Here is a 13,443-nt window from a genome sequence, read left to right on the forward strand (position 1 = left end):
AAAACCTATTAAGCGGCCTGCTTAATAGGTTTTTTTCTATTTAAAATTTGCGTACCAATTTGAATAAATGCTTGAATAATCCAGCCTGTTGTAAAAGATAAGATGATTGTTCCAAAATAGATAGGTCCATCTAATAGGAAGCTTAACGTTAAAAATAAAAACGCTAATGAAATTTCTGTTCTTCTAAATGTCCATTTCTTTTTCTCAGCAACCGTTAAAACGAAAGCTTCTTGAGGTGCTGCACAAAGGTTTGTAGAGACGTAAAGACCAATCCCAGCTCCAACGAATAGATTTCCGCAAATAAGTGTTATATATTTTGGAAGAGAACGGATAGCATCCATAATAGTTGTAATGGAACCGATCCAATCAACAAAAAGGGAAATAAGAACCATCGTTACAATTGTACCGATCGTAATTTGTTTTTTATTCCAAAAGAGTACGATAAGAGTAAAAGCAAAATTAATCATGAAAATCCAAAAACCGATACTTATCCCGAAATTTTGATATAGTGCAATAAAGAAGGAATCATAAGGGCTAAGTCCAAAGGAAGTAATTGTCGTCATCATATTAATACCGATGGCGAGGGTGAGTAGACCGCCAATGAAAAATATATATTCTAATTTGAATCGAAGCATAGTTGTATATCCTTTCAAAATGTATTTGCTAGGAAAGGATATATTGTGGAAAGCTTACCAGGTCAAGGGAGAATTTTTGCAGAGAAGGGGAAAATGAGATGACGAATATAAGAAAGATTGCTGAACTTGCTGGGGTATCTGTTTCAACGGTTTCACGTGTACTGAATAATCATCCATATGTGAATGAACAGAAGCGAAAAGAAATTTTAGCAATTATAGAAGATTTAAATTATACGCAAAATGTGAATGCAATTCATTTAGTGAAAGGGAAAACGAATGTCATTGGCGTTTTATTACCACACGTAAATGATCAATATTATAGCGCTATTATCGAAGGGATATCAAAGGAAACAGCAAAAAATAATTATAATATGATGCTTTGTCAGACGAATTATAGTGAGGAAAGAGAATTAGAAATTTTGAATATGTTAAAAATGAAAAAGCTTGATGGGGTTATTATATGTTCCCGGGCGAATAGTAAGGAAAAGCTTGAAGAATATACGAAATTTGGTCCGATTGTTATGTGCGAAGAAATAGACTCGAATTTCATTTCGAGTGTGCATATTGATTACTATAAGGTGTTTTCGCGCGGGATGAAGAGCTTAATAGATGCTGGCCATACAAGTATTGGGTATTGCATTGGAAGAAGTAATAGTATTAATAGCCAGAGAAGAAAACAAGCATATGAGGATTCGCTTCAACCGATTGCTGTAACGCCGATAGAGGACTGGAAGTTTAAAGGCTGTTTTACGGTGGAAGATGGGCGTAATGTAATTAGGGAATGGGCCCATATGTCAGTAAAACCAACAGCGTTTCTTGTATCTTGCAACCATATTGCAGCGGGAATGGTAACGGAAGCGAAAAAACAAGGCATTCGTATTCCAGAAGATATTACGATTATCGGTTGTGATGATCAAGATGTGGCAGATATTTTAGGCATTACGACGATTTCGTATTGTAGTAAAAATGTTGGTGTGAAGGCATTCGAATTATTATATGAAAAGATTAATGATGAGAAAATAGATGTAAAGCACGTAGAGTTATTGCCAGAATTAGTACATAGGGAAACAACATAATAGATAAGGTGTGAAAATCGCTTTTCAAAATTGCGTTTGGTATAATTATGGACAATCTATGAGGGCTAAAAGGGGTTTTGATATGAGATCAAAAGTAGTAAAAGTAATTCTACTCATTACAATTGCATCCTTCTGTTTATTTGCATATGGCTTTGTTTCAGGTGTAAATGATGTGTTAAATCCGAAAGCTTCAAATGTAATTAAAAAGACCGATGTAGTGGCAAAAGAGAAAAAGAAAACGGGAACGTTACAAATCGTTAGTTTAGGTGATTCATTAACACGCGGTGTTGGTGATAAAGAAGGAATTGGCTATATTGGACGAATGAAAGAAGATTTACAAAAAGATTATAAGCAAAAGATTGCTTTAACTAACTTAGCTGTTAGTGGTGCAAAAATGCCTGACTTATTAAAACAAATGGAGAGTAGTGGCGCTCAATATTCAATTAAGCAAGCAGATGTAATCGTTTTAACGATAGGAGGAAATGATTTATTTCCAGGATGGGAATCACTTGGAAAGATAGACTTAGAAACATATCGTCCTGATACAGAAACGTTCCAAAATGAAGCGAAGAAAATTATAGAAGAAATTCGTAAGTTAAATACAGATAGTCCTATTTTTTGGCTTGGTTTATACAATCCTTTTGAAGATGTAGCAGATTTAAAAGGATCATCAAATATTGTTGTAGACTGGAATGCATCTCTAGAAAAATTAGCGCTAAATAATAAAAATGTGTATATTACACCGACATTTGATTTATTCCAAAACCGCGGGAAAGATTTATTATACTCCGATCATTTTCATCCGAATGAAGTAGGGTATACATATATGGCGGACCGATTAGTTCAAAATGTTGTGAGTAAATTAAAGCTAGAACAAGGAGGGGTAAAATGACGACGATACTTTCTGTACGAGACGTGAAGAAAGTAATTGGGAAGAAGACTATTGTAGAGAATATTTCCTTCGATGTAAAACAAGGAGAAGTGTTTGGCTTCCTAGGACCGAATGGTGCCGGAAAAACAACTACCATTCGAATGTTAGTTGGATTGATTAAAGAAACAGAAGGTACAATTTCTATCGGCGGCTATTCTATTAAGGAAAATTTCAGAGAAGCGATGCGTCAAATTGGGAGTATCGTTGAAAACCCTGAACTGTATACATATTTAACGGGATGGGAAAATTTAAAACAATTTGCCCGTATGTTAGGTGGCATATCGGATGAACGTATTATTAAAATTGCTCAAATGGTTCATTTGGATGAAAGGATTCACGATAAAGTAAAAACGTACTCACTTGGTATGAAACAGCGCCTTGGCATTGCGCAAGCGCTCCTTGGGAATCCTAAATTACTCATATTAGATGAGCCAACAAATGGTTTAGATCCAGCTGGAATTAGAGAACTTAGGGAATTTATACATAAGCTTGTGGAAGAAGAAAATATGAGTGTGTTTATTTCAAGTCACTTGCTAAGCGAAGTACAAATGATATGCGATCGGGTTGCTATTATTCATAAAGGAAAAATGATAACAGTTGCCAAGGTTGAAGAGTTAATTAAAACAGCAAGTGATCGTGTAGAATGGATTGTTACACCGATTTCTAAGGCGAAAGATATGCTAGAAGATGCTGAGGAAGTAAGAGAAGTGAGTATAGAAGATGATCGATTACTATGCCGCATGGATGTCGCATCTATAAGTAATTGGAATAAACATTTTGTAGAAAACGAGATAGATGTACATAGTGTTAAGGAGCTTGTATTTACGCTAGAAGATTTATTTATTGAACTCACAAGGGGTGAGCAGCATGCGTGAATTTGCGAATCTAGTTTTAAATGAATCGGAGAAAATTTATCGTAAGAAACGTATTTTTGTTGTCATGCTTATTTTAGCAATCTTAATCCCGCTTTTTGTGTATGCGCAGTATCGTGAAGTAGAAACGACACAAAAAAGGCTAGGTACAACGGATTGGAAAGTTTCGCTGCAACAACAAATTGTTGATTCTCAAAACCGCTTGAACAATTCTAGACTACCAGAAGAATGGCGGGATTGGCTGAAGGTAAGAGTGGAGCAGCAACAATATTATTTAGATCACGATATTAACCCGATGGCACCAGGCGCACCGACTTTTGTAAGGGCGTTTATTGAGCAAGGAATTACATTGTTTATTCCGCTTCTTGTAATGATTGTTGCTATTGATATTGTTTCAGGAGAACGAAGTGATGGAACGATGAAGATGCTACTTACGCGGCCGATTCGGCGCTGGAAAATACTCCTTAGTAAGTACGTGACGATGTTATTTTTCATTTCACTCATACTGTTACTTGTCGGTCTGTTTGCTTACGTATTATCAGGTCTTGTATTTGGATACTCAGGATGGAATTTACCTGTTTTAACAGGTTTTGTTATCGATAAGGAAACGTTAAATACGAATTTTGTGCATCTTATTCCGCAGTGGCAATATATTTTGATGGCGTATGGATTAGCTTGGTTTGTTGCTATCGTTGTCGGAACTATATCATTTATGGTTTCTGTTTTAATTAGAAATACACCAGCTGGTATGGGTGTTATGTTAGCCGCATTAATTGCAGGTGGCATTTTGAGCTCATTCGCAACATCTTGGGAAGGTGCGAAATATATTTTTAGTGTGAATTTATCATTAACAGATTATCTATCAGGAAAATTACCTGCATTACAAGGTTTATCGATGGGGTTTTCTTTAATGAATTTAACTGTTTGGGCCGTTGTGTCCCTTATTATTTCGTTTGTAGTATTTACAAAGCAGGATATGGTGAATTAATTGGACGGGAAGTGAAAGTATGAAAAATGCTTTAAAAAATGATTGGGGTTCTTTATTGGCACCAGAATTTGAGAAAGAATATTATCACAAGCTGGTTGATTTTTTGAAAGAAGAGTACAGTACACATGTTGTGTATCCGAAACTAGAAAATATTTTTAGCGCTATAGAGTATACAAGTTATGCAAATACAAAGGTCGTTATCTTAGGACAAGATCCATACCACGGACCGGATCAAGCGCATGGTTTAAGTTTTTCGGTACAACCCGGCATTAAAACGCCACCGTCATTGTTAAATATGTATAAAGAACTCCGAGATGAATATGGTTATGAAATCCCGAATAACGGTTATTTAGTAAAGTGGGCAGAACAAGGAGTTTTATTATTAAATACGGTATTAACAGTTCGTCAAGGTGAGGCGAATTCTCATAAAGGAAAAGGATGGGAGCATTTCACGGATCGTGTAATTGAGCTATTAAATGAACGTGAAAACCCAGTTATTTTCATATTGTGGGGACGTCATGCACAGGCGAAGAAAAAGTTAATTACGAATACGAAGCATCATATTATCGAATCTGTACATCCAAGCCCACTATCAGCAAGACGTGGTTTTTTTGGTAGTAAGCCATACTCTAAAGTAAATACGATTTTAGCTAATATGGACGAGAGAGAAATTGATTGGGAAATACCAAATCTATAAATAGAAAAGGTAGTTAACAGTTGTTAACTACCTTTTTATTATTGTTGTTCGTTCTTTAATTTTGCATCTAGTACAAATGTACCGAATGGGATAATTGATGAAACGAATGCCCCAAGTGCCCATGCAATTGATTTGCGGTGTACGATTGTTACTTGAATTACCGCAAAGATGAATAGAATAAATAAAACACCATGAGCCATACCTGTAATTTTAACAGCTGTTGCAAATCCTGCGAAATATTTTAATGGCATTGCTACAAATAATAGTAATAGGAAAGAAATCCCCTCAATTAAGCCGATTGCTCTTAATCGTCCGATTGGTGTAGATAACATGAAATAGCCTCCTTTAACGTATGCTTGTATATAGTAAATTTGTATTCTTTTTCAAAATAAAATAGTCTATTTTGTTTCATTATATACAAAAAGAAAGTTTACACTACGAGAATAGTGCAAAGTTCAAAATATAGTCACAAAAACGTGGTAATTTAAATAAAAACCTATTTGAAGTATTTGACTTCAAATAGGTTTTGTGAATGAAACTATTAAGCAAGTACTTCGTTTTTTAGTACAAATTTCTCAACTACTTTTGCAACGCCATCGTTCATATTTGTATCTGTTACGTAGTTTGCAATTTCTTTAATATCATCTGGTGCATTGCCCATTGCAACACCAAGACCAGCAAATTCAATCATCGCTTGGTCATTATAGCTATCGCCCATTGCGATAACTTCTTCACGCTCAATGCCAAGCTTTTGGATCAGTTTGTTTAAGCTCGTTCCTTTTGTAACACCAGCTTCAGTAAATTCTAAGAAGAATGGTTTAGAACGCATAACACTTAATTGGCCTTCTAGTTGTTTTTGTAGTTTCTTTTCTACTACAACAAGGCGTTCAGCCTCTTTATTCATTAATACTTTTACTACAGGCTCTTGAACAGCAGCTTTAAAGTCATCCACTACAACAATTGGCATACCAGTAATATCGCCCTCGATTTCAGTATAAGGATTATTTTCTTCCGTTACGATATCATCGCCCATATAAGTATGAATCCATACATCTTCAGTTTTACTAATTTCAAATAGGTTGTGAACGATTTCAGGAGATAGCGTACTACTAAAGATTTCCTCGTTTGTTTTACAGTTAATAATTTTTGCGCCATTAAAAGATAGAATGAAACTGCCGTATTCTTCTAAACGAAGTTCTTTCGCTACATTGCGCATACCAAAAGTTGGACGTCCAGAAGCAAGTACAACTTTTACACCTTGTTCTTGTGCAGTCATTAGGGCTTCTTTCGTACGAGGTGAAATAGTATGGTCGTCACGTAATAAAGTATCATCTAAATCTAAAACAATCATTTTATAAGTCATATTGAAAATTCCTCTCTTTGTTGAAATAGAAATAAAGTTTTATGAAGATATTGGGGAATATATAGTAAGACATCGAACTTCTTCATATGAAGTTAGGAAAAGTTCTATATTGTTAGTATAAATTACCATGAGCATGTTGCCCATGATAATTTATACCGCTAATGCTTGATTAGCTCTCACTTTATCATTATCGTAACAACTCTAAAGATAGAGTGCAATAATGGAAGTTTTCCAATTTACGATGGTTGTTTTTCTGTTGAACGAGAAAATAGTATTTCAAGCAAAATTGCCATTACAGATCCAAGAACGAGACCGTTACTTAAAAACGATGCTAAAAATGGTGGGAGCGTAGAAAATGCCCCTGCTGGAACAAACATAACTCCAACTCCTGTAAAGATTGAAAGACCTGCTACTTTAAATAATCGTTCTTTATTCTGCACTGTTTCGTATTCGCGAAAGGCAAGACCAATCATGCTTGCAAATACAGGATAAATGGCAGCATATCCGACTGCGACAGGGATTGCCGCAAAGAATGAAGTAATCTTTGGGAATATACTAACGAGAATAATAAAACTTGATCCTAACATAAATGGGAGTCTCTTATAAATATTAGTCGTTGCGATAAAGCCTGCTGATCCAGAAATGGCGACAGGTCCAATAGCTGAAAAAAAACCTCCTAGCAATTGATTGATTCCTGTTATAATGCCGGCTTGTTTGAAACGATCTGGTGCTGCATTTTTTTCATACTTAGAGACAATCTTTTGGACAACGCGAATACTTGCCAACATATTTGTTAGAAGTAATAGTGTAACGAAAACTACCGTAATTGCCATGTTCCATTCAATACGAGGCATTCCGAAAACAAACAGAGACGGAAAACGGATTATATCGGTCACAGGCGTTACTGGATTAGATAATCCGAAGCATGCGAATAATATCCAGCCGCAGACGATACTGAAAAGAACGGAATATTGTCCAATAATAGGTAGCTTCATGATGAAAAAGGATAGTAAAATAACAATGAGTGAAAGAATAAATACGTTAGCTTGTACTTCTGTATGTTGTCCGTCAAGGCCGAACATTCCCTTTAAGAAGGCCCCGCTAAGTTGCGCGACAAGAAGAAATAAATATGTTCCAATGACTGTCGGCGTAAAATAGCGAACTAGTTTATCGATGAATCCAAAAACGCTAAGAATAATACAAATGATACCACTTAATAAGAAAGCGTACTGAAGGACTTTCAGCGTTTCATTGCTGGATCCAAATAATACGACACCTAAACTTGCATAAAGGGAGAAAATTCCCCACCAAAGACCTGCAGGACCTTCTTGAATGGGAAGTTTATGCCCAAATATAGCTTGCAGTAGGCCAGCAAAACCAAGAACAAATAATGTTCTTTGTACGAATGCAATAGCTTCAGCGCCATCGAGACCATAACTAGTTGCGACGCTAATTGGTACGATAAGGCTCCCAGCTAAAATAAATAGCGCCCATTGTAAGGCGGAAAGAAATGTTTTCATTATATCAACCTCTTTCATAGATTCCGTATCTAGTATATATGTATTTCATTTCCACTGGCAAAGATTGTAGATAGAGAAAAGAGTTGAAGCACGATATGAATGCACGTAAGCAGTTATGGATAGCAGTTATATGTATGACTTTTGTTGTAATTCTTGGAACGTTAGGATTTATGATGATTGAAGAGATTAGTTTGTTTCAAGCATTTTGGATGACGATGATTACTGTATTAACCGTTGGATACGGAGATGCCGTTCCTGTAACACAGGCAGGAAAAGTTTTTGCGCTTCTTATCATACCGATTGGAGTCGGCATTGTTACGTATGCAATTGGTGTAGTGGCAGCTATGATTGTTGAAGGGAATTTATTTCATGCAGTGCGGAGGAAGAAGATGGATAAACAAATAGCACAGTTACAAAATCATATTATCGTATGTGGTTGTGGTAGAGTAGGGCTTCAAGTTGTACATGAATTGCAAGAAAAGAAAATTCCATTTGTCGTCGTGGATAAAGATGAAAGCATATTAGAGAAGGAAAAACTTTTGTATGTACACGGAGATGCAACGGAAGACCAAGTGTTACATCATGCCGGAATTTCAAAGGCAGCTGGTTTAGTTGCTATCGTTGCAAATGATGCCGAAAATGTATTTATTACATTAACGGCAAGGGGATTAAACGATGCAATTAAAATTGTGGCAAGAGCGGAAAAACCAGAAACTGAAGACAAATTGAAGCGGGCTGGGGCAAATAAGGTGATTAATCCATCTAGCATGGCAGGAATTCATATTGCAAAAGGTATTGCGAATCCGCTAACAGTTCATTATATTGATACAGTACTGTATGGCTTGGAGCAGTCATTTGTAATTGAAGAAATTGCAGTCGGCGAGGGCTCTATTTTAACTAATAAATCGTTATTAGAGAGTGATGTGAGAAATCAATTTGATGTAACAATTTTAGCCATTTTGAGAAATGGGGATGTTATACATAATCCAACGGGGCAGGAAAAACTACAAGAACATGATATGATAATAGTGTTTGGTTCAGTAGAGAAGCTGGGACAATTTGAGAAAGAACTACAAAGTAAGAGGTGACAAGGAATGCAAATATCGAGCGATAAGATTTTAAATAAAATGGCGAATGAAATTGCAAAGGCAAAAAGCAGTGAAGGGCAACAATCAAAAGCGCATTTATTAGTTGTGCGTGCGTTATGTGATTTATTATTAGATGAACAAGCTGAGCCTTCTATGTATAGAGAACCTGAGATTCCATCGCAAGTAATTGGATCTCAGCCTATGACGACAGTTCAACCAGTTATGCCGGTTTCTGGAGAACCTGTTTATATAAAAGAAGAAGGTGCAAACGGTAATTCTTTATTTGATTTCTAGAAGATAAATCGTTTGGCTTATATGAAAAAATTGCTTATGATAAAGGTAAAAAAAGGGGAATTAAGATGAAAATTTTCTTTTTACTAGGTTGTATTGCAGCAGGGCTATCTGTTGCTTTAGGGGCTTTTGGAGCACATGGTTTAGAAAATAAAGTTTCTGCAAAAATGTTAGAAGTTTGGAAAACAGGCGTTACATATCAAATGTTTCATGCAGGTGGACTATTCGTAGTTGCTTTATTGATGGATAAAATTCAATCATCACTTTTAACTACTGCTGGCTGGCTTATGGTAGCTGGGATTATTATGTTTTCAGGCAGTTTGTATGCATTAAGTACGACAGGTATTAAGTTCTTTGGCCCAATTACACCTCTTGGTGGTGTAGTTTTTATCGTAGCATGGATCTTAGTCGGAACTGCAGTTGTAAAAGGGTTATAAAAAACAAAAGCTGGCATATGCCAGCTTTTTTTATGGTCTTGGAGCATAAGTTGCTTGTTGACTAGGTAAATAAGTAATTTCTTCTGGGAATTCCACATAATCTAAGTAAATCATTAATAGTAAAAAACGTTTCCCTGATTGTGGCTCACTAATTACAATATGATCACGACCAGCTGCTTCGATAATACCTGTATATGATTGGGTACCGAGTGAGCTACCACGTTCATAAGTCATTACAACCGTAGCTTGCTTACCCTTGTTTAAACGAAGGATATTTTCAATATAGGATTGTTCTAATGGTAACATGCCTTGAGAAACGGCATATTGAGCTTGCGCCGCTTGTTGTTGCATCGCTTGCTGTTGTTGCTGTTGCTGTGGGGTCATTTGTTGCGGTTGTACATAAGTTCCAGATGGTTGATAAAATCCAGTTCCGTAATACGGGTTTTGTTGCTGTGCCATTCAAAAATCCCTCCTCATTATCAATCCTTAATAAACGCTAGGACAATCTTCGCCAGATGGCTGGAAGAAGCAGTGCTTTTTGAAGCGACCAGAGTTTTGTTGATTATACCAAGTTGACGGACAAGGGCCTTCAGGTCTAAAAAACCATAAGGCAAAGTTGGCAGGCCAAAAGCGTTGTCCCTGAATCGTTCGCCTTGCTAATGCGATATCTTGTTCTCTTGCACGCTGATAAAAATACCCTTTTTGCGTTGCCTCAAAACCGCCAGGATTTTGATACACCATTTGACGTAAATTCCGTATTTTTTTAAAATCTAAACAATTTCCGCGGACACGATTTACCCCAACGTTTCCGACCATCAACATCCCCTGTTGTCCTTCTCCTTCGGCTTCAGCACGCATCAGTCTAGCTAACAACTTTACATCTTCTTCGTTATAAGCAATAACGCCCATTATGTGTCACCTCTCTTTTTGGAATACCTTGTGGAAAGAGGTTTATCTCTAGATGAAGTGTGTAACAATTACTAGTTCATACGTATGAGAAAAAGGACTCAGATATGACAACCAAACGAAGTTTTACATGGAGAGAGGAAAATAAAAAAAGCTAGCATGAGCTAGCTTTTCATCATTAAAATACTTTAGACCATAAGTTTGAGAAGAAATCTCCAATAGAGCGCATTGTTAATACGAACCAATTTGCTTTTTCAACTTCTTCTGTCGTTTTCGCAGTAACTTTCATGTTTTTATTTCCATCTAAAAATCCGTATTTATCAGTCGGTTCTAGGACGATGGAACCTACCTTCGCCTCCTTCTTAACAGGAGCGACTAAATGTCCACCTTCAGCGAGCGATTTATCTACTTCAGTAGAAATTTTGTAAGGTGATTTGTCACCCTTTTTCGCAATGACTGTTATTTCTTTTTCAGGTGCAACAGTTACTTGATCTTCTTTCCCTTTTACTACAGAGATTGTATTGTGTTTATCAACTTTTAATTTTTGTTTTTCAAAGTTATTAAATCCATATTCAATTAATGCACGAGATTCAGTGAAACGCTCGTCCATTGATTTTGTTTTAATAATTACTGAAATAAGGCGTAAGTCACCACGTTTTGCTGTAATAGTGAATCCGTATCCAGCAGTATCAGAACTACCAGTTTTTAAACCATCTGTTCCTTCATAAGAGAAAGCGGCACCTGGTAACATCCAGTTCCAGTTTTCCATACGAATTGGTTTCGGATGATTATCTGGGAAGTTTCTAAATCTTTGTTTTGTATCCTCTAGCATTTCTGGATACTTTGTAATCATTGCTTTTGAAAGCATACCCATATCGCGAGCTGACATGGAATTTTCTCCATTCGGATCCGTTCCTTCAGGATGTTTTCCCTTTAAGTCAGCGTTATTTAACCCAGTAGCATTTACAAATTTATATTTCTTTAACCCTAGTTTTTTTGCATGTTCATTTGCAAGATTTAAGAAGTTTTTCTCACTTCCTGCAAGAAGTTCTGCTAAGGCAATACTAGATCCGTTTGCAGAGAAGATAACGATAGAATGATATAATTCTCTTACAGTATACTGACGTCCCTTTTCAAACGGAACGTTAGAGAATTCATTATTACGTGAAACTTCATAAGCGTAATCAGAAATGTTTACCTTTGTATCCCAAGTGATTTTTCCTTCTTTGATTGCTTCTAATACAGCATAAACAACAATTAGTTTTGACATACTAGCGATAGCTAGCAATTCATCTGGATTTTGTTCATGCAGTATTTTTCCTGTATCTGCATCGAATAGAAGTGCAGCAGCTGCCTCAATGTGTATCTTTTCTTCCGCATGGGATGTTGTTACTCCTAAGGAAGAAATTGACAATAAAAACGCTAGTAAAATAGACAAGATTTTCTTCATATAGATTATCACCTTCGCATCGTTATTAGCATGTAGCTCGTACCATTTTAGCATAAATTTGGATATAGAAAGGTTACAATTTTGTAAGGAATTTGAAAGGAATTTGTCGATTTTTGTTCAAATTTGCGGAGAAAAGAAGGTTTTTGAAGAGAAATATAGAGGGTAATAAAAAAAGGAACGAATTTCGTTCCTTTTTTCACGATTTACCCCGCATTAACGGGCAGTAAGATCCCCACCTCAAAATTAAGCGAAAGCAAGGAGGTTAGGTGGGCGATTAACTGCCCGTAAAAGCCCGATTGGTGAAGGTTGATTAAAGTTTCACTTTATATGTGTAAAAATTTCTCTACCTTTTCGTCAGGTAAAATGTTTCCAACGAAAAATGTTCCGAATTCACCATAACGAGCACTTACTTCATCGAAACGCATTTCATATATAAGTTTTTTAAATTGAAGAACATCGTCAGCGAATAATGTTACGCCCCATTCAAAATCGTCGAATCCAACTGATCCTGAAATAACTTGGCGTACCTTACCTGCGTACTGGCGACCAATTTTACTATGGCTGTACATCATTTTCTTGCGTTCTTCCATAGGAAGCATGTACCAGTTGTCATCACCTTGGCGACGCTTGTCCATTGGATAGAAGCAAATGTGATTTGCTTTTGGTAGTTCTGGATATAAGCGAGCTAAGATTTGTGGGTTTTGATATGGATCTTCATCAGCTGGAAGGTAGTTGCTTAGTTCAACAACAGATACGTAAGAGTATGCAGGAACCATATATTCAGCTAATGTTGTTTTATTCAATTCTGTCTCAATTTCATTTAACTCTTCCATTGTTGGACGTAAAATCATAAGCATAATATCAGCTTTTTGGCCAACAACTGTATACATTGCATGACTGCCTTTTTTCGCAGTAGCTACTTCGTTCCATTTTTCAACGACATTTAAAAATTCAGACACAGCTTGTCCGCGTTCGTCGCTAGATAATGTTTTCCATGCAGCCCAATCAATAGAACGTAAATCATGTAAACAATACCAGCCATCTAACGTTGTTGTTGCTTCACTCATTCTATTCACCTCAGTTAATGATAGTTTTACACGTTAACTATAGCATATATAGTTTTAAAATCATCTATATAAAGCTTTGGCGCATAAAATTGTCACATTTAAGTTTATTTGAAAATAGGAGG

Annotated in this window: 16 protein-coding genes; 8 read left to right on the plus strand and 8 right to left on the minus strand. The window is 36.3% G+C overall.

Going from position 1 to position 13,443, the window contains the following annotated elements; all coding sequences use genetic code 11:
- Positions 1-8: 8 nt before the first annotated feature.
- Positions 9-635, minus strand: a complete 627-nt coding sequence (locus tag PDL00_RS21105; protein ID WP_048566734.1) for a YczE/YyaS/YitT family protein — start codon at positions 633-635, stop codon at positions 9-11.
- A gap of 98 nt (positions 636-733) precedes the next feature.
- Between PDL00_RS21105 and PDL00_RS21110 the strand changes: the two genes are divergently transcribed.
- From PDL00_RS21110 to PDL00_RS21130, 5 genes are read left to right on the plus strand one after another with little or no spacing between them, the layout of a single operon-like run.
- Entirely contained in the window at positions 734-1,711 is a 978-nt protein-coding gene (locus PDL00_RS21110; protein WP_242254418.1) for a LacI family DNA-binding transcriptional regulator, read from the plus strand.
- 10 nt (positions 1,712-1,721) lie between these two features.
- A complete protein-coding gene (locus tag PDL00_RS21115; protein ID WP_270731014.1) occupies positions 1,722-2,603 on the plus strand; it encodes an SGNH/GDSL hydrolase family protein in 882 nt (293 codons plus the stop codon).
- Positions 2,600-3,517, plus strand: coding sequence for an ABC transporter ATP-binding protein (locus tag PDL00_RS21120; RefSeq protein WP_270731016.1), 918 nt, complete (start codon positions 2,600-2,602; stop codon positions 3,515-3,517). The genes PDL00_RS21115 and PDL00_RS21120 overlap by 4 nt, the downstream gene beginning before the upstream one ends.
- Positions 3,510-4,502 (plus strand): ABC transporter permease subunit, encoded by a 993-nt coding sequence (locus tag PDL00_RS21125; RefSeq protein WP_001206503.1) that lies wholly within the window; start codon positions 3,510-3,512, stop codon positions 4,500-4,502. Before PDL00_RS21120 ends, PDL00_RS21125 begins: the two co-directional genes overlap by 8 nt.
- A gap of 19 nt (positions 4,503-4,521) precedes the next feature.
- Complete coding sequence (locus PDL00_RS21130; protein WP_242254424.1) at positions 4,522-5,199, plus strand: uracil-DNA glycosylase; 678 nt, start codon at positions 4,522-4,524, stop codon at positions 5,197-5,199.
- A 38-nt stretch (positions 5,200-5,237) separates the two neighbouring features.
- Here PDL00_RS21130 and PDL00_RS21135 read toward each other — a convergent pair whose 3' ends face one another.
- The 3 genes from PDL00_RS21135 to PDL00_RS21145 form a co-directional block, all read right to left on the minus strand.
- Positions 5,238-5,531: a DUF3817 domain-containing protein gene (locus tag PDL00_RS21135; protein WP_061680068.1), complete on the minus strand. Its 294-nt coding sequence runs from the start codon at positions 5,529-5,531 to the stop codon at positions 5,238-5,240.
- Between the two features lie 209 nt (positions 5,532-5,740).
- Positions 5,741-6,562 carry a Cof-type HAD-IIB family hydrolase gene (locus PDL00_RS21140; RefSeq protein ID WP_242254425.1) on the minus strand — a complete coding sequence of 274 codons (822 nt, stop codon included), beginning with the start codon at positions 6,560-6,562 and terminating at the stop codon, positions 5,741-5,743.
- A gap of 236 nt (positions 6,563-6,798) precedes the next feature.
- A complete protein-coding gene (locus tag PDL00_RS21145; protein ID WP_270731019.1) occupies positions 6,799-8,082 on the minus strand; it encodes a purine/pyrimidine permease in 1,284 nt (427 codons plus the stop codon).
- A gap of 95 nt (positions 8,083-8,177) precedes the next feature.
- Here PDL00_RS21145 and PDL00_RS21150 point away from each other — a divergent pair, with 95 nt between their 5' ends.
- The 3 genes from PDL00_RS21150 (at position 8,178) to PDL00_RS21160 (ending at position 9,898) form a co-directional block, all read left to right on the plus strand.
- Positions 8,178-9,170, plus strand: coding sequence for a potassium channel family protein (locus tag PDL00_RS21150; RefSeq protein WP_242254453.1), 993 nt, complete (start codon positions 8,178-8,180; stop codon positions 9,168-9,170).
- A 6-nt stretch (positions 9,171-9,176) separates the two neighbouring features.
- Positions 9,177-9,464 (plus strand): YwdI family protein, encoded by a 288-nt coding sequence (locus PDL00_RS21155; protein WP_001167358.1) that lies wholly within the window; start codon positions 9,177-9,179, stop codon positions 9,462-9,464.
- Between the two features lie 65 nt (positions 9,465-9,529).
- Positions 9,530-9,898, plus strand: coding sequence for a DUF423 domain-containing protein (locus tag PDL00_RS21160; protein ID WP_270731021.1), 369 nt, complete (start codon positions 9,530-9,532; stop codon positions 9,896-9,898).
- A 30-nt stretch (positions 9,899-9,928) separates the two neighbouring features.
- On the opposite strand, the gene gerQ is transcribed toward PDL00_RS21160, so the two are convergent.
- The 4 genes from gerQ to hemQ form a co-directional block, all read right to left on the minus strand.
- On the minus strand, positions 9,929-10,357 hold the full coding sequence (gerQ, locus tag PDL00_RS21165; RefSeq protein WP_000068647.1) for a spore coat protein GerQ: 429 nt from the start codon (positions 10,355-10,357) through the stop codon (positions 9,929-9,931).
- 27 nt (positions 10,358-10,384) lie between these two features.
- The gene (gene cwlJ, locus PDL00_RS21170) at positions 10,385-10,807 is read right to left on the minus strand and encodes a cell wall hydrolase CwlJ (protein ID WP_000538161.1); all 423 of its coding nucleotides are present in this window, start codon (positions 10,805-10,807) and stop codon (positions 10,385-10,387) included.
- Between the two features lie 175 nt (positions 10,808-10,982).
- A complete protein-coding gene (locus tag PDL00_RS21175) occupies positions 10,983-12,260 on the minus strand; it encodes a serine hydrolase (protein WP_242254455.1) in 1,278 nt (425 codons plus the stop codon).
- Positions 12,261-12,577: 317 nt separating this feature from the next.
- Positions 12,578-13,321 carry a hydrogen peroxide-dependent heme synthase gene (hemQ, locus tag PDL00_RS21180; RefSeq protein WP_001287595.1) on the minus strand — a complete coding sequence of 248 codons (744 nt, stop codon included), beginning with the start codon at positions 13,319-13,321 and terminating at the stop codon, positions 12,578-12,580.
- Between the last annotated feature and the right edge of the window lie 122 nt (positions 13,322-13,443).

Origin of the sequence: Bacillus cereus group sp. TH152-1LC, assembly GCF_027710505.1 — a bacterium.
Lineage (GTDB): Bacteria > Bacillota > Bacilli > Bacillales > Bacillaceae_G > Bacillus_A > Bacillus_A mobilis.

What these genes read in the sequence shown, in the direction of transcription:
- PDL00_RS21105 (WP_048566734.1), bottom strand. Translation starts at nt 635, where the DNA reads ATGCTTCGATTCAAATTAGAATATATATTTTTCATTGGCGGTCTACTC.
- PDL00_RS21155 (WP_001167358.1), top strand. Translation starts at nt 9,177, where the DNA reads ATGCAAATATCGAGCGATAAGATTTTAAATAAAATGGCGAATGAAATT.
- PDL00_RS21140 (WP_242254425.1), bottom strand. Translation starts at nt 6,562, where the DNA reads ATGACTTATAAAATGATTGTTTTAGATTTAGATGATACTTTATTACGT.
- PDL00_RS21120 (WP_270731016.1), top strand. Translation starts at nt 2,600, where the DNA reads ATGACGACGATACTTTCTGTACGAGACGTGAAGAAAGTAATTGGGAAG.
- gerQ (WP_000068647.1), bottom strand. Translation starts at nt 10,357, where the DNA reads ATGGCACAGCAACAAAACCCGTATTACGGAACTGGATTTTATCAACCA.
- PDL00_RS21130 (WP_242254424.1), top strand. Translation starts at nt 4,522, where the DNA reads ATGAAAAATGCTTTAAAAAATGATTGGGGTTCTTTATTGGCACCAGAA.
- PDL00_RS21135 (WP_061680068.1), bottom strand. Translation starts at nt 5,531, where the DNA reads ATGTTATCTACACCAATCGGACGATTAAGAGCAATCGGCTTAATTGAG.
- PDL00_RS21125 (WP_001206503.1), top strand. Translation starts at nt 3,510, where the DNA reads ATGCGTGAATTTGCGAATCTAGTTTTAAATGAATCGGAGAAAATTTAT.
- PDL00_RS21145 (WP_270731019.1), bottom strand. Translation starts at nt 8,082, where the DNA reads ATGAAAACATTTCTTTCCGCCTTACAATGGGCGCTATTTATTTTAGCT.
- PDL00_RS21160 (WP_270731021.1), top strand. Translation starts at nt 9,530, where the DNA reads ATGAAAATTTTCTTTTTACTAGGTTGTATTGCAGCAGGGCTATCTGTT.
- PDL00_RS21150 (WP_242254453.1), top strand. Translation starts at nt 8,178, where the DNA reads ATGAATGCACGTAAGCAGTTATGGATAGCAGTTATATGTATGACTTTT.
- PDL00_RS21110 (WP_242254418.1), top strand. Translation starts at nt 734, where the DNA reads ATGACGAATATAAGAAAGATTGCTGAACTTGCTGGGGTATCTGTTTCA.
- cwlJ (WP_000538161.1), bottom strand. Translation starts at nt 10,807, where the DNA reads ATGGGCGTTATTGCTTATAACGAAGAAGATGTAAAGTTGTTAGCTAGA.
- hemQ (WP_001287595.1), bottom strand. Translation starts at nt 13,321, where the DNA reads ATGAGTGAAGCAACAACAACGTTAGATGGCTGGTATTGTTTACATGAT.